Genomic DNA, 19,346 nt, shown 5'->3' on the forward strand with positions numbered 1-19,346 from the left:
GGCCAAGTCCGCCAGTCGAGACGAGCGGCATCCGGAGCGGATGACGCCGCGCCCGGCATGCCCAATAGACCGTCGGCACCCCCGTGGTCAAATCGTTGCCAGCACGCGGTAATCCATCCCCCGGCCGGACAGGCGCCGGAGGCGGGACCCGCTCCACGACGCGCCAAAACCGTTACACGATCGTTATCTTCGACGTCTCGTGACAGGCTTCCGCACCTCCGCCGTTCGCCGACAGCAGAGTCGCCCTGGCCGCCGTCATCCACAGCTGTCCACACCCCCGGCGAGTTTTCCACAGGCTCGCCCGGTCCAGTGGACACGGCTGCACCGGTCGGCGCCACCCACCCGGCATCCGCCGCATCTCGACGGAGCCAGGGTCCCGGGGCGGCGAGCTCCGGGCTGTCAGCATGCCCCCGCACCGCCCTCAGGCCTCCACCAGCGAGCTGATGGCGGACTGGAAGAGCCGCAGGCCGTCCACGCCGGTGCGCGGGCCCGCCGCGGTGTCGGGGCCGAAGCCGGGCTCGACGGCGTGCTCGGGGTGAGGCATGAGGCCGACCACGTTGCCGCGCTCATTGCGCACCCCGGCGATATCGCGCGCCGACCCGTTGGGGTTGCCCACGTAGCGGAAGACCACACGCCCCTCGCCCTCGAGCCGGGCGAGCTCGTCGGGGGCGGCGATGAAGCTGCCCTCCCCGTTCTTGAGCGGGACGGTGATCTCCTCGCCGTCGGCGAACAGGCACGTCCACGCCGTCGTCGTGGACTCGATGCGCAGCCGCTGCTCGCGGCAGATGAACTTCTGGTGGTCGTTGCGGATGAGCGCGCCGGGCAGCAGGTGCGCCTCGGTGAGGATCTGGAAGCCGTTGCAGATGCCCAGGACGGGCATGCCCCCGCTCGCGGCGACGACCACCTCGTCCATGACGGGAGCGAAGCGGGCGATGGCGCCGCAGCGCAGGTAGTCGCCGTAGGAGAACCCGCCGGGGATGACGACGGCGGCCACGTCCTTGAGGTCGGTGTCCTTGTGCCACAGTGCCACGGGCTCGGCGCCGGCCAGGCGCACGGCGCGGGCGGCATCGACGTCGTCGAGGGTGCCGGGGAAGGTGATGACGCCGATACGAGTCACTGGGCCTCCTCGTCGGCGGCGACGGAGACGACGTCCTCGATGATCGGGTTGGACAGCAGCGTCGAGGCGGCCTCGCGGGCCGCGGCCAGATGCTCCTCGGTGACCGGGCCGTCCACGGTCAGCTCGAAGCGGCGGCCCTGGCGCACGCCGGTGAACTGGTCGAATCCGAGGCGCGGAAGGCTCCCTACGACTGCCTTGCCCTGGGGGTCAAGAATCTCCGGCTTGGGCATGACCTCGACGACGATACGTCCCATCGGTCCTCCTGGGTACGGGGTGGAGAGTGCAGGTTGGAGAGCGTCGGAAGGAAGAGTACCCGGTGCTCCGGCGGGACGGTCGCGCCACCCCGCCCGCCGAGACCGAATGGCCGCGCGCCGGCGCACGGGCTCCGGCCAGGTGGCGGCCCGATCCGTGCGGCCAGCCGAACCGGGTGTCGCCGGGTCCTCACACCGCCAGCGGCGCGCCGGTGAGGCGCTCGTAGGCCTCCAGGTAGCGCGCCCGAGTGCGCTCGACGACGACGTCGGGCAGGGCGGGCGGCTCCCGGTCACCGCGGCGGTCCCATCCGGAGGCGGGCGAGGCGAGCCAGTCGCGCACGTACTGCTTGTCGAAGGAGGGGGTGACGCTGCCGGGGACCCACTGGTCAGCGGGCCAGAAGCGCGAGGAGTCGGGGGTGAGGACCTCGTCGCCGAGCACGAGCCCGCCGTCCGGGCCGGCGCCGAGCTCGAACTTGGTGTCGGCCAGGATGATGCCGCGCTCGCGGGCGATGTCGGCGGCGCGCGCGTACAGGGCGAGGGTGGTCGCGCGCAGGGCCGTCGCGTTCTCAAGGCCGACCATGTCCGCGACCCGCTCGAAGGTGATGTTCTCGTCGTGGTCGCCGAGCCCGGCCTTCGCGGCGGGGGTGAAGATCGGCTCGGGCAGGCGCGAGGCCTCCGTGAGGCCCTCCGGCAGGGGGACGCCGCACACGGACCGGGCCCTGCGGTACTCGGCCAGGCCCGAGCCGGTGAGGTAGCCGCGCGCCACGCACTCGACGGGGTGCATGTCCAGGCGGCGGCACACCATGGCCCGACCGGCGACGACGTCGGGCGCCTCGAGGCTGAGCAGGTGATTGGGGACGACGTCGGCCAGCTGCTCGAACCACCAGGCGCTCAGGGCGGTCAGCACCCTGCCCTTGTCCGGCACAGGCGTGGTCAGGACATGGTCGTAGGCGCTGATGCGGTCGGAGGCGACGACGAGCAGGACGTCCTGCCCGGCCCACGTGGAGCCGGCGGCGGGGGTGTAGACGTCGCGGACCTTGCCGCTGGAGCGGTGAGTCCAGCCGGGCAGGGCGGGAGCGGCGGGCGGAGTAGGGGCGCTCATGGGCCCATCCTGCCACCGGGGCCGCCGGCGGCCCGCCTCAGCGCTGCGGTCCAGTGCGGGCCGGTGGTGCTTACTACGCTCCTTTGTCCCTTACTGTACGGGGAAAAGGAGCGTAGTAAGGAACAAAGGAGCGTAGTAAGCGTCGGGGTCGCTCGTCGTCGAAAAAGCTGGGGCCGTAGTGCGTCGCCTCCAGCCTCTCCACCGACTCGGTTCTCAAGGTGACATTGGCAACGAAGCCCGGATCCCTGCTGTCCTCCCCCACCAGGCACTGGACCGCGCTCACGGTCATGGGCCTGTCCCCGGCGTCCCGTACTGTCTGGACCAGATTGCGCCCGCCCCAGGCCCCGATCCCCAGGCTCATCACCACCAGAAGAAGGCCCTTTGTGCGTGAGACGATGGGAGCGGCCCCAACACCTCGGAGGCCCAGCCTCCCACGACTCCCACCAAGCCGATCGCGACCCCTATCAGGTCAACGACAATCGTTCTCATGACCCCGATTACGCCGGTTCCAACGCCCTCGCCTGCGTCTTCTGCTTCTCGTCATGCGGGTGTCCGGCGCACGACGCCGCTTCTCAGGGCCCGTCGAAGAACCTGCCGTTGAGGCGGAACCTTCATCCACTCATCCACAATACCGCGCGGCCCGGCTCAGGCGGGCACGATCCCGGCGATGATGTCCGTCCGCCTCCACAGGCGGACCTCCACGGGACCGCCCCCGCGGCACGCCCGCCGGACGCCCGGGTCCACCGGCCCGTCGCCCAGGTGCACGTAGTCGGCCCGCCCGTCCGCATCCACCAGCGCAAGGCGGTCATCGGGTACCGACACGCCGTCCGGCGCCCGGCCCCAGTCCCACGGCCCGTAGCAGTGTTCCACGTGAAACGTCTCAGGGCCCTCCAGAAGATCCCCGCCGACCCTGCCCACGGTGAGAGCAGCGATCGGCACGCCGACCACGAGAAGAACAGCACCCAGTCCGGCGGACACGACCTGGACCGCCCTGACCCGCAGGGCCCAGCCCTCCCGACAGCGCTCCACGCGATCAGCCCGCTCCTTGCCGAGACTCGCACCGATGGCATCGAGCTCGCCGGAGCGCACACGGGACAAACGGCGCTCCAAGGCCGCCACACCCACGAGGAGGGTCACGGAGAACAGGAGCAGGCCCGCCGGGAGCAGCGCCGGCCGCAGCATGCCGAAGGGCCCGGTGCCCGGCAGGGCCCTGGGGACGAGGAGGCAGATCAGGCAGCCCGCGAAGGCCGCGCCCGCCACGACCGCCGGCGGCGCGGGCCGGCCGCCGGCCCTGAACAGGCGGGACGCTCTCACACGCTCATCCTGCCATTCGGTCGCGTTCCGCGCCCCCGCCCGACGGCGCGGCAGGCCCGGCTCAGCCCTCGCGGATCTCCAGGACGGGGCCCTTGGGCGGGTGCCAGCGCATGGTGAAGGGCCCGCGCGCGGCGCACAGCCGCCGGAGCCGGTCGTCCACGTCGCTGCCGATGCTCCCGGAGACGTCGACGTCCAGCCGCTCCCCCGCCCCGGTGACCAGCTGCGCCTTCTGGCCGCTGCGCGGCCCGCGGCTGGACAGGCCCAGGCACTGGGCGACGTCGACCTCCTGCGGCCCGGCGACCAGGGACCGGACGGTGAGGCCCAGGATCATGACGGCGCCGGCGCCGAAGACCACGGCGATGACCGCGACGACGGCCGTCGCCGCCCGCACCCCACGACGACAGAGCGCGGGGTTCGCGGCCCGACGGCGCCGCCCGAGCCGGAGCGCCCCGCTGAACAGGGCGCACCAGAAGACGCACACCAGGACGAGGGCGGCCCGCTGCACCCACCACCAGCCCCCGTTGACCGGGGCGACGACGGCGGTGACGAGGATCGCGAGAACCGCGAGCGGCCCGCCGATCACGCAGACCCACTGCCGCGGGGCCGGGCGCGGCCGGTCGGCGCCGGGCCTCCCCGGCCGCTCCCCGGGGCCCGACCGGGTCACGGCTCAGCGCCCGGCGGCGATGTCGGTGCGGTACTGGCCGCCGTCGAGGTGAATGCGCGACAGGCCCTCGTAGGCGAGCTCCCGGGCGGCGTCGACCGTGTCCCCTACCGCCACCACGGACAGCACGCGCCCGCCGGAGGCGACCAGCCCGCCGTCGTCGTCGAGCCCGGTGCCGGCGTGCAGGACATGGACGCCGGGGAGGGCCTCAGCCTCCTCAATACCGGTCACGAGGCCACCGGCGGCCGGGGCGCCGGGGTAGCCGGGGGCGGCCAGGACCACATCGACCGCGGCCTGCTCGGACCAGGTCGGCGCGGGCGCCTCGGCGAGGCGGCCGGTCGCGGCGCTGTGGAGCAGCTCGGGCAGGGAGGAGGTCAGGCGGGCCAGGACCACCTGGGTCTCGGGGTCGCCGAAGCGCACATTGAACTCGACCACGCGCAGACCGTCGCCGGTCAGCGCCAGCCCGCAGTAGAGCAGGCCGATGAAGGCGGTGCCGCGCCGGGCCATCTCGTCGACGACGGGCTGGGCGATCTCGCGCACCACCCGCTCGGACAGGTCCTCGGGGGCCCAGGTCAGCGGCGAGTACGCGCCCATGCCGCCGGTGTTGGGGCCGGCGTCGCCGTCGGCCAGGCGCTTGAAGTCCTGGGCGGGCGCCAGCGGGCGGACGGTGGCGCCGTCGCACACGCAGAACACGGAGGCCTCCGGGCCGTCGAGGTAGTCCTCGACGAGGACGGTGCCGTGCTCCTCGGGCCTCTTGGCCAGGCAGGCCAGGCCGTGGTCCATGGCGGCGGCGCGGTCGGAGGTGACGACGACGCCCTTGCCGGCGGCCAGGCCGTCCTCCTTGACCACGTGCGGCGCGCCGAAGCGGTCCAGCGCGGCGGTGAGCTCGGCCTCGGTGGTGCACACGGCGGCCTCGGCGGTGGGCACGCCCGCGGCGGCCATGACCTCCTTGGCGAAGGCCTTGGAGCCCTCCAGGCGGGCCGCCCCGACGCCGGGGCCGAACACGGGGATGCCGCCATCGCGCACGGCGTCGGCGACCCCCGCCACGAGCGGGGCCTCCGGACCCACGACGACGAGGTCGGCGCTCATCTGGGTGGCGAGCTCGACGACCTCCGTCGGGCTGGCGGGGTCGATGGCGAGGTTGGTGGCCACCGCGGCGGTCCCCGGGTTGCCCGGGGCGACGACGAGCTCACTGGTGGCCGGGTCTGAGGCGAGGCAACGGGCCAGGGCGTGCTCTCGCGCGCCGGAGCCAAGAAGCAGGATCTTCACGCCTCCAGGTTAGCGGCCGGGCCGCCCACGGTCGCGTCCTTCGACCGGTATCACAGCAGCATCACAGAATGTTCGTGTTCAATCGGTCGTTCCCTGCCCTGCCCCCCGCGGCCTCGCCTTCCTCTCGCATCTCCCGCGCATCCGCCTTCCTCGCAGCCGACTTTCGTCGAAATCGGTCGAGTTCCGCGCCGAGATCGGTTCGCTCCGGCCCGAGAGCATCAGAAGCGACTGCCCTTGCCACCACACGCCCTAACACCCGCATCCGCTGGCAAATCACTCCCGTCCTTGTCCGTCAGAATGACATTGGAATCGGACGACGTCGTGCCCCGCCACACGATCCGCAGAATTCCAACGCTCGCCCCACCGCCGCGCCCGCCCGGTGCGGCCAATGTCATTCTGACGGACATCCAGGACGGCAGAGCGAACCGGCCCCACGCCGTCGTGCCCCATACCGATCTCATGCCGGCCGGGGCCCGCCCGTCTCCGGGCGAGCCGCAACGATCCTGCGGACATCCGTGACGATCTTGCCCGAACGCACGTCGTTCGAGGTAAAGCGGACGACGGCATAGCCCCGTCGGACGAGCTCGCGGTCCCGTCGCCGGTCTTGGTCGAAGGTCCACGGATCAGAGTGGAAGGTGAACCCGTCCAGCTCGACAACCAGCCAGCCGTCCACCACCAGATCGACCTCTCCGACTCCAGCGATGACGACGCCGTCGGCCACGTCCAGGCCGGCTGCCCGCAGCTGGATGCGAGCTAGTGTCTCCAGCGGGCTGCGGGCCCGGCCGCTGGCCTGTCCCAGCCGAAGGCGACCCCGAGCCCGTCGCGGCCCTCGCAGATGCGCAAGCACCTGTTCCCTCGTCGTACCGCGGTGCAAGGCGGCGTCTGCGACCACCAGCGAGGTCCGCTCATCGCCGCAGCACAGCAGGTCGGCCACGCAACGCTCCACAGAAACGACCGGGAAAGCGGTCGGCGGAAGAATAGAACGCCCCCGAACCTCATGAACACGCTCGCCACCAACCGAAGGAATCTTACTGCCCTGGGGAGCCAGCACGTGAATCTCCCGCAGAGCGCCGAGCAGCGGCAGGCCGTAGTAGGCAGCGGCGTGCTCACAGGTGATGAGACCGCGGTGGATGCGGGCCACCAGCACACGTCGGTCGGCATTGGGGACGGCGACAACGCCGTAGGGGTGGAGCCGGAGGCGGCCCGACTCCACAAGCCGCTCAAGGTACCTGCGCTCATTTCGAGTCAGGTGCAGATCAGCCCGGCGCACGGCGCCCCGGGCCGCGCCGACACGGGAGAGCAAGACGTCGTCGTCCATGGAACGATTGTCGGCCGCGTGCGGGAAGCGGCGCCAGGGAGGAGCGCGCCTGTGGATAACTCTCCGCAGCCCTTGGCGCTCCCATACGGATGGATTCTGGCGACCTCAGCGGGTCATGTGCTCCCGTCCGTGTCCGTCAGAATGACATTGGAGCCGGAAGGAGCAGCTCCCCGCCACACGATCCGCAGGATTCCAACGCTCGCCCCGCCGCCGCGTCCGCCCGGTGCGGCCAATGTCATCGTGACGGACATCCAGGACGGCGGCGCGGGCAGGGGAAGGCCAGGGGGTCGGCAAAGTTGGTTTAGGTGGGTGGTTGGGTGAGCAGTCTGATGGCTTGTCCGGGGTGTCTTGCCGGGGATCTGGTGGTGGCGATGGGCTGGCGGGGCCGTGGGTCAGGCGTATGAGGCTGGTGGCGGCGCTCCTCAGGGTGGCCATGACTTGTGGGCCGCCTGCGGTGCGCGGCTGGTGGCGGTCCTCGTCGAGGGTGGCGTCTTGGATCCGGTGGAGGCGGTTCTCTGTTCCCCGGTGCCCCTGGACCCAGGTCAGCCACCGCCCGGGGGTGGGCCTGTCCGGCGGGCGGGGAGCGGGTCAGGTGGACGACCTCGCTGGTGCGCTTCTTACGGGTCGCGCCGGCTCTGGTGCGCCGGGTGGTGGTGCGGGTGCGCCCGACCTGGAGGACCTGGGCGACTGCGGGGAAGTCGGTCCAGGCCGCGGTGGCGGCCTGGGTGCGCATGGCGTCGGCGGTGACCACGGCCCCGTCCAGGCCAGGGGCTCGACCAGCTCGGGCAGGGCGGGGATCTCGTTGGACCTGTCCACCACCTTGCGCTGGGTCAGGACCGTTCCGGTGGCGTGGTCCAGGGCCGCCAGCAGGTGCGGGGCGGCCTGGTCGCCGCTACGGGCGCCGCGCACGGTCCTGCCGTCCACCGCGATGAGCCTGCGTCCCTGGACGGTGCCGGTGCGGATGGCCGGCCACGAGCAGATCCGGGCGTCGAGGCCCGCGGCGTCCAGGCCGGCCAGGACCCGCCCGATGGTGGACTCACTGGGCGGCACCGCTCCGGGCGCCAGGCCCGGGGCCGCCGGCTGTGCGGCTTCCAGGTCGGTGGCGTGCTCCCGGACCGCTGTCAGGCTCCGGCGCCCGGCCGGCACGCCCACGACCGCCAGGGACAGGATCGTGGACAGGCCATGACGCACGCCCCGCGCGGGCCGCGAGGACCGGCAACATCGGCAGGCACACGGGCAAGGGACCGGCGCGACAGGAGCTGCGTGGTGGGAATGACGGCATGGCGGCGCGGTCCTGGACTGCCAGGGGCAGCCTCAACACCCTCCACCGTCACCAAGAACCACGCCGCACCCGCGCAAGCACACCGACAACCCCCACACCCCCAGAAACTCCGCCGCCCCCCTGAGGGGAAGGCCCGGGCCGGACGCACGACGGCGCCTGGGCGCCCGAGCTGCCCGGGGGCTCCTCGAGCCCGATGGGTCCGACGCCGCCCCCGACGGTTTCCGCCCGGTCGCTCCCCGCAGGCACGCCCGGCGCCGCGGGGAGAGCGCAGGGGATCGGCCCGGCTCAGGGGATCTCCCAGGCGATCCTGTCTCCAGCGGAGTTGGTGAACTCGAGGAAAGCGTCATCCGATAGCCCTCCCGTTACAAATGCAACTTTTCTCTTTACGCATTGACCCTCCTTAAGGACATTCACCCACTCCTCGTCATCATCAGCATCGCTGACCAACTGACTCGGCGTGACGCTATGATCACTGCCGTCCCAATGAAGTAAGACTCTATCTACATACATTTCACGCTGAGAGGAAGCAGAGGCATTGGACGCCCTCGTATCCCTTCCTCCACACATTTCCAACACATACGCATGCCTTCTTGGATTCACATCGGAATCGCGGAGGCCATAGGTCTCCGCGCGCACAACCGTCCCGTTGCTGAGCGCCACCGACTGCCCCAACGGAACAGTGGTATCCACGACATCCGCCATGCGCAGCCAGTAGGAGAATACGTAGCCGCCGACCAGCAGCAGGGGGGCCACGCAGACCACGCGTCCCACGGCGCGCCGCCTGCGCCCCTGCTCAAGCCTCCGCTCCCTCGCCTCCATATAATGCCGGTATCCGGTATCGAAATCGCACGACAGTACGGGTACACCGGCGAGCGCCGCGTCAAGACGGCGCTGCAGGCTCCGACCACGCTTGAGGAACCTGGGATTGACGGTCGCCTGACGCCCCGAACGATCGACCAACCGGTATCCACCATAGGAATCGCGCAGCACGCATTCAAGATGATCCAGATCCACAACCCGTGGCGCATAATAGCTCGCGACGTCCCGCGCCACCCATGTCGCCAAGCGCCCTCCCCTGATCGCCACTCGGTGCGGAAGACAATCCCATTGAAGATGGTTGTTGCTCGGCGCCTCCATACTGCGCCACCCCGGGGCCACCAGTCCCGGTCGACGGGGAGCCTTAAGATCCTCCACCAGACACGGGTAGCCCTCCTCGGGTGTCCTCCGCGGATCATCAATGAGGTGGATCGTGTCCAGGAGCTGCAGGTAGGCGTACCGGACCTCATCCACGCCGACGTCCATCCGATCCTCGACGCCGTGCAAGCGAATCATCGCACGATGCTTCTCGGACATCGACGGTCTGGCCCTCTCGATGGCGCGCCGAACCTGATCATCGCTGACCACTCGGGGCAGCTGGGAGATGCGGTGATGAATCTCAGGCAGCCACTCGCTCTCGATGCGCGTCGGGGAGCTGACGCGGAACAGGATCACGCGGCCCAACAGAAGCTGCACGAACTGCAGCCCCTCGTCGCCCACCAGCCCCCGGGGAAGAGCGGAGAGAGTCCTGTCCAGCAGTCCTGCCAGAAGATGGAGAGCGCTGTCACCCGCAACGGAGTTCGCAGTAACCGCAGTCATGAGCTCATGCGCGCGCTCAGCGCTGAGTACGGTGCCGCACCGCTGATTCGGGTCATCAGCAATGCTTCGGATGATCTCGACCGACGTCTCAGGCCCGCCCGGGGATGTCCCGACCGCCGCAACGCCAGCAGGCGGGCTGCTGAAGGCGCAGCCGACGAGCAGCACATCGTCAGCGATCAGCACGTGCGCGCAGGAGCCCGTTGTCGGATCGAGCCGGGCGAGAAGGCTGCGTGCCTTGACCTGCACCTCATCCTGCTTGACACCCGGCTGATGCAGCGTCCAGCTGTTGGCGCCGAAGCGCAGCACCAGGTCCTCAGTCTGATAGTGGTGGGCGACGTCCTCGTCGCCCACCTCATCGGGCAGCTCGGGCCTGGAGAAGAACTCCTCCAGCCGTTTCATAGCACCCGCCACAACGTCAAGATCGCCACCGATCAAGATGTCGAGGTTCGATGGAGCAGCGCTCACCTGCACATCGGGGAATCCCACATGACCGGGACCGGTCTCCACCGGCCGCGCCAGCTCCGCCCGCATCGCCGCGGCAAGGTACCGGAGCACACCCATGTCCTCAACGGGCTCATCGAGCTCGCCGTAGGCAATACTGATACCAGCCGTGTGGGATCCCCGGGGCTCGATGAGGAGCCAGTCATGGCCCCGGTACGTGCGCCACTCGACACTGGGCGGTCGAGCCTCCCGGGGCTCGTCTCCAGTGTTCATCTCCGATCAGCCTCGATCTTTCTCCCGGCCCGCACCCCGCGTGAAATCGACCCGGACGGCGTCTGCCGCGATCAGGTCGACGTCATCACCATCCGGTCGGTCCGCCTCGCTCATGATCGTCGACATCGCGGGGCCGACCGACGGCGCACAACGGCGCCCGGCCGCCTCCGGGATGAGGGACGGCCGGGCGCCGTCGGCTTCGGGCTCAGCCGCCGGGCCGGCCCGGACTAGCAGCCGACCGGCTCAGGCCTTCTTGGCCTTGGCGGCCGCGATGCGCTCGCGGAACTTGTCCAGCTGCGCCTTGACGGCGTCGGGCACCTTGTCGCCGAACTGCTTGAAGTACTCCTCGGTGTCCTCCATCTCGGCGGCCCAGGCGTCCGGGTCGATGTCGTACATCTTGTCCCAGGTGGCCTCATCGACGTCCACGCCGTCGAGGTTGAAGTCCTCGAACTTCGGGTACAGGCCGGTCACGCCCTCGACGGCCTCGACCTCGCCGCCGGCGCGGCGCACGATCCAGTCCAGGACGCGGGAGTTCTCCCCGTAGCCGGGCCACAGGAACTTGCCGTCCTCGTCCTTGCGGAACCAGTTGACCTGGTAGACCTTGGGGAACTTCTCGCCCAGCTCGTCCTGCATCGCCAGCCAGTGGCCCCAGTAGTCGGCCATGTTGTAGCCGCAGAAGGGCAGCATGGCGAAGGGGTCGTGGCGCAGCGAGCCGACCTTGGCGTCCAGGGCGGCCGCGGTGACCTCGGACGCCACGGAGGCGCCGATGAACACGCCGTGGGCGGGCTCGTACTGCTCGGCAACCAGCGGCACGTTGGTGGCGCGGCGGCCGCCGAACAGGACGGCGTCGACCGGAACGCCCTCGGGGGCCTCCCAGTCGGGGCAGATGATCGGGCACTGCGAGGCGGGCGTGGTGAAGCGCGAGTTCGGGTGCGCGGCCTTCTTACCGGCCTCGGCGTCGGCGGGCGTGTAGTCGTTGCCCTGCCAGTCGATGAGGTGGTCCGGCAGCGGGGCGTCGATGCCCTCCCACCACACGTCGCCGTCGTCGGTCAGGGCGACGTTGGTGAAGATGGAGTTGGCCTTCATGGTCTCCATGGCCATCGGGTTCGTCTTGTAGGACGTGCCCGGGGCGACGCCGAAGAAGCCGGCCTCCGGGTTGATGGCGCGCAGGCGGCCGTCCGGGCCGGGGCGCATCCAGGAGATGTCGTCGCCGACGGTCTCGACCTTGTAGCCGGGGATCGTGGGCTGGAGCATGGCCAGGTTGGTCTTGCCGCAGGCGGACGGGAACGCGGCGGTGACGTGGTACTGCTTGCCGGTGCTCTCCTGGGTCAGGCGCAGGATGAGCATGTGCTCGGCCATCCAGCCGTCGCGGCGGGCCATGGTCGAGGCGATGCGCAGCGCATAGCACTTCTTGCCCAGCAGGGCGTTGCCGCCGTAGCCGGAGCCGTAGGACCAGATCTCGTTGGTCTCCGGGAACTGGGTGATGTACTTCTCGTCGTTGCAGGGCCAGGCGGTGTCCTTCTCGCCCGGCTGGAGCGGCGCGCCCACGGAGTGCGCGCAGGGCACCCAGGTGCGGCCCTCGCCGATGAGGTCCATGGCGGCGGCGCCCATGCGCGTCATAATGCGCATGTTGACCACCACGTAGGGCGAGTCCGTGATCTCGATGCCCAGCTGGGAGATCGGCCCGCCCAGCGGCCCCATGGAGAAGGGGATCACGTACATGGTGCGGCCGACGTAGGTGCCGTCGAACTTCTCGTTGAGGATCTTCTTCATCTCCGCCGGGTCGTACCAGTTGTTGGTCGGACCGGCGTCCTCCTCCTTCTCGGAGCAGATGAAGGTGCGGGACTCGACGCGGGCGACATCGCTCGGCAGCGACCGGGCGAGGAAGGAGTTGGGCCGCTTCTCCGGGTTGAGGCGGGTGAACATGCCCGACTCGACCATCTCGGAGGTCAGGCGGTCCCACTCGGCGTCGGAGCCGTCGCAGAAGTGCACCTTCTCCGGCTTGCCGAGCTCGGCGAGGCGGGCGACGAACGCGATGACATCCTCGGGCGCGTTGGCCGGCGCGGCCGCGCGCACATCCTTCTCAGACACAGTCATGTGGGTCCCTTCCTGGGTGTCTTGAAACACTGGCTGACACTCCCAATCCTCTCCCAACCGCCGACTTCGGTCACGCCCCCTTAGGTCCCAGCAGCGCCCCAATCGTCACACACGCCACACGCGTCCCGTGTTTCCGGACACATCTGCGCCCCGTGTAGCGTCGAAGGCGTGAAGAACCGACGTCGTACTGCCCCGATCCTCATGGCGGCCGTGGCCGCGGCGCTCAGCCTGTCCGCCTGCACGGCCCACATGGACATGACCATCAGCCCCTCCGACACCTACGACGCCACCCTCGTCCTGCGCGACACGACCGGCAGCGTGCTGACCGCCGACACCGACTGCCAGGACTACGCCGACCCCTCCGTCGTGGGCACATCCGACGGCGCCGACGTCACTGCGACCCCGATCGGCTCGGCCGACGACAGCGAGGGCGTGGGCTGCGAGGTGAAGGCGACCGGCGTCAGGATTCCCGACGCCGATGAGGCCGCCGGCTCCGGAACGGTCCCGCTCGTCATGCGCGACGGCGACCGCTATATCGTCACCGTCTCCCCGATCGCCACCGGCCTCGACGGCGCTCCCGCCACGTCCGACGCCGGCGCCGCCTCCACCGCTGAGCCGCTCGCCGCCGCCGTCGACGCCCGCCTGTCGGTCACCTTCCCGGGCGCCGTCGTCGACGCCGGCGGCGGCAGCGTGTCGGGACGCACGGTCACCTGGGAGGGCTCCGACAGCCTCACCAGCGGCGTGAGCGCCTCTGGCTATGCGACGCCGGACGAGGGGCTGGGCGTGCTGGAGCGCTTCGGGGCGTGGATCGCCGCGGGCACCGCGGCCGCGGGGCTCGCCGCGGTCGCGGTGGTCGCGGTGGTCGCGGTGCGCCGACGCCGGTCGGCGGCCGGGTGGGCAGAGCGCGGCTCGGCCGAGGATCGGCGTCCCGGGTCGAAGAAGCGGGGTCCTCGCAAGGGCTCCCAGCGCTGACTCGCTAGGCCGGGTCGCCAAGCCGGGCCCTCCCCTTCGCCGAGATCGGTTCACTTCCGCGCCGAGATCGGTCCGGTTCCGGCTCGAGATCGGTCCTGAGGCGGCCGTGGTCGGCCGCCCTGGATCGGCATCCGCTTCCGTCCTGGCCCGAACGGGCTTCCAAAAGCTCGACGCATCCGTAGACTACTGAGCATGCGCGCCATGGCTTCCGCAGCCCTTCGTCGGCTCGGCCTCACCCTCATTATTCCAGCCCTACTCGCCCTGAGCGCATGCGGCATCAATTACGATGTCACCATCCACTCCAATGACACGGTCGACCTGACAGCGGTTTTCTGGGGCCTCGACAAAGAAATAATGGAGTCCGCCTGCTCAGCAAAAGGGACGGCCAACAGCGCCCCACCCTCCAGCAAGCTGAAGCCCACCTACACCCTCACCGAGTACAAAGGACATCCGGCCTGCCAGGTAGACGCAGAGGCGGTTCCCCTATCAGAATTCTCCAGCCCTCATGAGAACCCGTCCATCACGCACAGCGACGGAAAGTTCGAGATAACGGTGCCGTCCACCGATTTCAATAACAGGTACGAGGGCCTGGACTCCCGGTACACAGTAACTTTTCCCGGCAGGGTCATCGAGGCGTCGGGAAACGCAAAGACAAGTGGAAACACGGTGACCTGGGACAACTACCTGAACGCGAACGAAGACTTGCACGCGGTCGGGAGAGACTCCCCCGATCCGCCCTGGGCATGGATTGGCGTCGGAGCCATCGCGGTCATGATTGTCGGAGGCGGAGCTGCACTCACCGTCATCATGGTCACCCGCAGGAAACACTCAGCGAATGGCGCCCCGCCCGGCCCCTACAACCAACCCGGCACACCCTATCAACTCTACCAACCGGGAATTCCTCAGCCCGCTTACGAACAGTCCGGGCACGCTCAGCCCGGCTACGGCCAACCAAGCTATAGGCAGTCCGGGTACAGCCAACCCGATCACGCTCAGCCTGGTTCCGAGTACGCCCAGCAGGGACCCACACAGCCAGGGTGCGGCCAGGCGGACTACGGACGCCCGGGCTACGTCCAGCCGGGGCACAGCCAGCCGGGCTACGGCCAGCCCTGGTACAGCCAGCCCGATTACAGCCGGCCCAGCCAGGAATCCCCTGGCCCCACCCAGTCCTGGCCGCCGAGCGACGACCACTCCGACCAGCAGTCGTACAATCCCTATCAACGGTACTGATGCCCATATCATCTGCGCACCCCCGAAACCGGGCCGCTTCTCCCCTCTCAATGGTGATTCTCAATGACGATGCGCCGCAAGCCGGTAGCACCGCGCGCCTCCAGCAGCCGCTTCCATGGACCCGGGACTCACGCACATATACGTCCTCCACGCTCTTCGTCGGATCAGCGCGACTTCGGCCGTCCCCGCGCTTGTCCGATGTCTACGACCAGTCTCTGCCCGCACCCAACCGCCAGTCAGGCCGCTGGCCCGATTCCTCCGCAGCCCCGGCCGCCGGTATCGAGCCCGGCCCCGCGCACCCCCTTGCCCGACCTCCGCGCCCGGAGGCCGGGCGTCTCTGTGGAGCATCAGGCCGGCCGCTCAAAATCCCGACCCGCGGCACGGGTGCATTAATTCTCCCTCATACCGTAGACTCACCGTCATGAGCAGTCTTGTCCGCACTCGCCTACATCTACATCGTTTCACAGCGGCGATGGGCGTCCTCGCCTTCATCCTCATCGGCACTGCCGGCGCCCCACCCGCCGCCGCTGCCCCCAGTCCGAGCGATGTGAAGATGACGGCCGCATACCAGATTGACATCCATGAGAACGAGACGGTCGACGTGACCGTCACGATGGAGGTCGAGGGAAGCTCCCCCAGCTCTTACTGCACAAAAGACCTGACGGACTCGATGAAATTCGAGGATCAGCCCGACGTCACCGTCGACGTGGAGACCAAAGACAACCAGTGCATCATGACCTTTACCGGCATAAAGATCGCCAATATGAACGATGACGCCAGTATGAGCATCGAGCATAAGGACAATAAGTACTTTTCTCGGCATCTGACTTTTTCGAGATAAAAGACATCGACTCGACCATGTCGGTCACCTTCCCCGGCAAAGTGACCAAGGCTGACGACAATGCGAAGGTCAGCGGAAACACCGCCACCTGGCCTGATCTCGACTCTCTCAAATCGATCAGCGCCGAAGGCAGGGACTCTAAGTCTTCAGGGCTGCTCTGGGACTCTTCGGACTCTTCCTGGACATGGATCATAGTCGGAGCTCTTGTCGTCATCGTCATCGGAGGCGGTATCGCGGCCGCCGTCGTGCTGTCCAACCGCAAGAAGAAGCAGCTCGGCGCGCCAGTCAACATCTACAGCCAGCCCCAGGTGCCCGGTCAGCCCGGCTACACCCAGCCCGGCCAGCCCCAGGCGCCCGGCCAGCAGTCGTACCACCCCAATCAACAGTACTGAACCTGCATTCTCTCAGCCTCGATAGGTCCGAGACCGGAACCGCACTTCCTCCCAGATGACAGGACAAACAGGAAAACGATCCCACCGCGTCGCCGGGATGGCGCATCTCGACCCTCCCGTCCAGTAGGCTCTCCTGCATGCGCGCCCCTCTCCGCACCAGGCTGCACCGACTCAGCGCAGCGACGGCCGCCCTTGCTCTCAGCATCATTGGCGTCACCAGCACACCTCCTGCCGCCACCGCCGCTCCCGAATCCAGGAGCGTCACGAGTTCCTTCGAGTTCGACATCCACGAGCAGGACACCTTCGACATGACGTTCACTATGAGGAATGCCGACACTCCCCCCAGTCTCTACTGCGATAAGGACCTGATAACCGTCGACGACTCGACCGCCGACGTCACCACGAGGGTCCAGGGGGATCAGTGCGTCCTGTCCATATTCGACACAAATATCGACGGCTCGAAGAATGGCGAGGGACTGAACATCAGGCACGAGGGCAGCACATACGTATTTGAAGCCTCCGACCTCTCCGGCATGAAGGGCATCGGCGCGACCATCAAGGTCGCCTTCCCCGGCAAGGTCATAAGCAGCGACGAGCACGCCCAAGCGGACGGGAACAAGGTCACCTGGTCCGACATCGACACTCTCAGCTCGCTCAGGGCAGAGGGTGAGGACTCAGCAGGCAATCCAGCCCCAGACAAAGACAAGAGCAACGGGGGCCCCATCGGAGACAGAAGCTCCCAGCGCCTGTTCTGGGCATGGATCATCGCGGGCGGCGTCGCTGCTCTCGTCACCGGCGGCGTCATTGCGCTCATCGTTCTCAACCGCAGGAGAACACACTCCGGCGCCACCGCACCGGTGAGCGCCCGCGACCTGTCTCGAACACCCGCCCAGCCGGGCTACACCCAGAGCGGCTACGGCTACACCCAGCCCGGGCCGGGTCAGTCGGGCCAGCAACCGTACAATCCCAGCACCCGACACTGATTCGTGGTCTGCATCACATTCGTTCAGCCTCGGCACCGGCAACCGGGCGAACGACGGTGACGAAGTCGCCGCAGGGACGCCGAGTCGTGCACCTACGGCGCCGCATACCGCACACGTCCAGCCGTCACTTCCGTAGACTATGGGGCCATGCACTTCCCCCACGTTCTTCGCCGGCTCGCCGCAGCCGTGGTCGTTCCAGCCCTCGCCCTCATCGGCGTCATCGGCATCTCGCCCACCGCTGCCGCCTCCTCGGACTCGCTCACTGTCTCGATCGAGATCATCAAAGAGAACAACATCAAAGTGAAGATCGCATTCTCGAGCAGCTCTATCAGTCGCTCATCATGCGAAGATGCCAGTTCCTTAGACAGCCTCGACTCTGACGTCAAGGAAAAACTCAAGACGGACTACGACTCCAAGAGCGACACATGCACGGTCACAGCCAATAACATATCCATGTCGCAGTACAACAGGCACTTCCCTGGAGAGATCGACCACGAGGGCAAGGAGTTCACCTACACGAGCAGCGACTCAGCCTTCTCGTATTACGATAGCGCAGAGGTATCGGTGACCTTCCCGGGCAAGGTCTCATCTGTCTCCGGCGACGGCAAGAAGTCCGGGAACACCGCCACGTGGAAGCAGGCCGACAAGGAGAAGAAAGACCTCAAAGCCACTGGGGCCGACCACAGCACGCCCTACCTCGCCATTGCCCTTGTCGTTCTGGTGCTCCTCGCAACTGCCGGCGGGATCTCCTACTACGTCCTCGTCGTGCAGAAGAAGAAGCAGGCGGTCTACCCCGGCGCCCCCATGGCGAACCCCGGCATGGCCCCGGGCTACAACCCTCAGGCCGGCCAGCCCGGCTACCCTCAGCCCGGCCAGCCGGACTACACCCAGGGCGGCTACGCCCAGCCGGGCTACACTCCTCAGCCCGGCCAGCCCGGCTATCCCCAGCCCGGCCAGCCGGACTACACCCAGGGCGGCTACGCCCAGCCCGGCCAGCCCGGCTACTCCCAGCCCGGCTACGCTCCTCAGCCCGGCCAGCCCGGCTATCCCCAGCCCGGCCAGCAGGGCCAGGGCCAGCAGCCCTACTACCCCAACGGTCAGTACTGAGCCCCCGAGCCAGACGATTGGCTCTGGGCGGCGGGGTCCCCGGCGGACGCCGGGCTCTGCGAACCGATCTCGGTGCGGAACTCGATCGATCTCGGCGGGCGAAGGGGGCCGCTCGAGGACGGGGGCTGGGGGGTGGGGCGGGCTGGGCGCCCGACTCCCCGGGGCGCTGGAAGGCCGACTCCTCAGGTCCGGGCGCCGCGTACGGGGACCGGCATAAACTGCGGGCATGAGATCCCATGCCAGATCGACCCGCACCGCTCTTACACTGATCGTACTATGCGCGCTCGCTCTGGTCGGCATCGCGCCCACCTCCGCAGCCGACATGCTCAATCCGCAGCTGAAGGCGAACTACGAGTTCACGATCCGTGGTGAGGACGAGGTGGACCTCACCCTGATCATGACCGCTTCCGGCCTGCCGGGCGAGGCATTCTCCCAGTTCTGCAGGAAGGAGAACTTCCCCACCATCGAGGGCCCGAACCCGGCCACCGTCGAGCAGATAGAGCAGGACGGAGAGCCTGCATGCAAGATATCAACCACGAACATCCCGCCCGAGGGCACCTCCAGCATCTCCTGGTCAATATCCCACGAGAACGGCAAATTCATCTTCTCGGCGACGACGAAGGCCGATCTCGATGACGCCACCATGACCGTGAACTTCCCCGGCAAGGCCGTGAAAGCCAGCGAGGGCGGTAAGACCGACGGAAACAGTGCGACCTGGACCGGACTCAGCACCGGCACATCGGTGACGGCCACGGGCAAGGACTCCCCGAGCCAACCCTGGATATGGGTCGCCGTCGGCGCCATTGCCGTTCTCGTCATCGGAGGCGGCATTGCGCTCGTCGTCGTGCTGCGCGTCCGCAGGAATAAGCGGGCCAACCTCGCACGGCTGGCCCCGCCGCCCGGCCAGCAGCCGGCCCCGCTCAACCAGCAGCCGGCCCCGCCGCCCGGCCAGCAGCCGGGATCCTTCACCGGTTAGAGCCGAGCGCGCGGCTGCTGGACCACCAGCGGCCCCGGCCCGCCGGCCCTATGCTGCGGCGGCCCGTCACCCGGAAGGCGGCGGG

General features: G+C 68.6%; 17 protein-coding genes. 7 read left to right on the forward strand and 10 right to left on the reverse strand.

The window, feature by feature from the left end:
• Positions 1–421 precede the first annotated feature (421 nt).
• From purQ to AIF0345_RS14360, 10 genes are all read right to left on the reverse strand, one after another.
• The gene (gene purQ / locus AIF0345_RS14315) at positions 422–1,117 is read right to left on the reverse strand and encodes a phosphoribosylformylglycinamidine synthase subunit PurQ (protein WP_285296519.1); all 696 of its coding nucleotides are present in this window, start codon (positions 1,115–1,117) and stop codon (positions 422–424) included.
• A complete protein-coding gene (gene purS, locus AIF0345_RS14320; RefSeq protein ID WP_043559911.1) occupies positions 1,114–1,371 on the reverse strand; it encodes a phosphoribosylformylglycinamidine synthase subunit PurS in 258 nt (85 codons plus the stop codon). Before purS ends, purQ begins: the two co-directional genes overlap by 4 nt.
• Positions 1,372–1,558: 187 nt before the next feature.
• Positions 1,559–2,470 (reverse strand): phosphoribosylaminoimidazolesuccinocarboxamide synthase, encoded by a 912-nt coding sequence (locus tag AIF0345_RS14325; RefSeq protein ID WP_285296520.1) that lies wholly within the window; start codon positions 2,468–2,470, stop codon positions 1,559–1,561.
• Positions 2,471–3,115: 645 nt separating this feature from the next.
• Positions 3,116–3,784, reverse strand: coding sequence for a hypothetical protein (locus AIF0345_RS14330; RefSeq protein WP_285296521.1), 669 nt, complete (start codon positions 3,782–3,784; stop codon positions 3,116–3,118).
• 61 nt (positions 3,785–3,845) lie between these two features.
• The gene (locus AIF0345_RS14335; RefSeq protein WP_285296522.1) at positions 3,846–4,448 is read right to left on the reverse strand and encodes a hypothetical protein; all 603 of its coding nucleotides are present in this window, start codon (positions 4,446–4,448) and stop codon (positions 3,846–3,848) included.
• 3 nt (positions 4,449–4,451) lie between these two features.
• Entirely contained in the window at positions 4,452–5,714 is a 1,263-nt protein-coding gene (gene purD / locus AIF0345_RS14340) for a phosphoribosylamine--glycine ligase (protein WP_285296523.1), read from the reverse strand.
• Positions 5,715–6,171: 457 nt separating this feature from the next.
• The gene (locus AIF0345_RS14345; RefSeq protein ID WP_285296524.1) at positions 6,172–7,032 is read right to left on the reverse strand and encodes a DUF559 domain-containing protein; all 861 of its coding nucleotides are present in this window, start codon (positions 7,030–7,032) and stop codon (positions 6,172–6,174) included.
• 588 nt (positions 7,033–7,620) lie between these two features.
• A complete protein-coding gene (locus AIF0345_RS14350; protein ID WP_285296525.1) occupies positions 7,621–8,223 on the reverse strand; it encodes a transposase family protein in 603 nt (200 codons plus the stop codon).
• A gap of 376 nt (positions 8,224–8,599) precedes the next feature.
• Positions 8,600–10,663 carry a hypothetical protein gene (locus tag AIF0345_RS14355; RefSeq protein ID WP_285296526.1) on the reverse strand — a complete coding sequence of 688 codons (2,064 nt, stop codon included), beginning with the start codon at positions 10,661–10,663 and terminating at the stop codon, positions 8,600–8,602.
• A 243-nt stretch (positions 10,664–10,906) separates the two neighbouring features.
• The gene (locus AIF0345_RS14360) at positions 10,907–12,760 is read right to left on the reverse strand and encodes a phosphoenolpyruvate carboxykinase (GTP) (RefSeq protein ID WP_043559922.1); all 1,854 of its coding nucleotides are present in this window, start codon (positions 12,758–12,760) and stop codon (positions 10,907–10,909) included.
• A gap of 168 nt (positions 12,761–12,928) precedes the next feature.
• Here AIF0345_RS14360 and AIF0345_RS14365 point away from each other — a divergent pair, with 168 nt between their 5' ends.
• From AIF0345_RS14365 to AIF0345_RS14395, 7 genes are all read left to right on the forward strand, one after another.
• Positions 12,929–13,732, forward strand: a complete 804-nt coding sequence (locus tag AIF0345_RS14365) for an LppM family (lipo)protein (RefSeq protein WP_285296527.1) — start codon at positions 12,929–12,931, stop codon at positions 13,730–13,732.
• Between the two features lie 192 nt (positions 13,733–13,924).
• The gene (locus AIF0345_RS14370; RefSeq protein WP_285296528.1) at positions 13,925–14,962 is read left to right on the forward strand and encodes an LppM family (lipo)protein; all 1,038 of its coding nucleotides are present in this window, start codon (positions 13,925–13,927) and stop codon (positions 14,960–14,962) included.
• A 421-nt stretch (positions 14,963–15,383) separates the two neighbouring features.
• Positions 15,384–15,803, forward strand: a complete 420-nt coding sequence (locus AIF0345_RS14375; protein ID WP_285296529.1) for a hypothetical protein — start codon at positions 15,384–15,386, stop codon at positions 15,801–15,803.
• Positions 15,804–15,820: 17 nt separating this feature from the next.
• Positions 15,821–16,195 (forward strand): hypothetical protein, encoded by a 375-nt coding sequence (locus AIF0345_RS14380; protein ID WP_285296530.1) that lies wholly within the window; start codon positions 15,821–15,823, stop codon positions 16,193–16,195.
• Between the two features lie 137 nt (positions 16,196–16,332).
• Positions 16,333–17,178 (forward strand): resistance to Congo red protein, encoded by an 846-nt coding sequence (locus tag AIF0345_RS14385; protein ID WP_285296531.1) that lies wholly within the window; start codon positions 16,333–16,335, stop codon positions 17,176–17,178.
• A 147-nt stretch (positions 17,179–17,325) separates the two neighbouring features.
• Positions 17,326–18,285 (forward strand): LppM family (lipo)protein, encoded by a 960-nt coding sequence (locus AIF0345_RS14390; RefSeq protein WP_404975945.1) that lies wholly within the window; start codon positions 17,326–17,328, stop codon positions 18,283–18,285.
• Between the two features lie 226 nt (positions 18,286–18,511).
• Positions 18,512–19,261 (forward strand): LppM family (lipo)protein, encoded by a 750-nt coding sequence (locus AIF0345_RS14395; protein ID WP_273168839.1) that lies wholly within the window; start codon positions 18,512–18,514, stop codon positions 19,259–19,261.
• Positions 19,262–19,346: the final 85 nt, after the last annotated feature.

Origin of the sequence: Actinomyces israelii (assembly GCF_030253495.1) — a bacterium.
GTDB lineage: Bacteria > Actinomycetota > Actinomycetes > Actinomycetales > Actinomycetaceae > Actinomyces > Actinomyces israelii.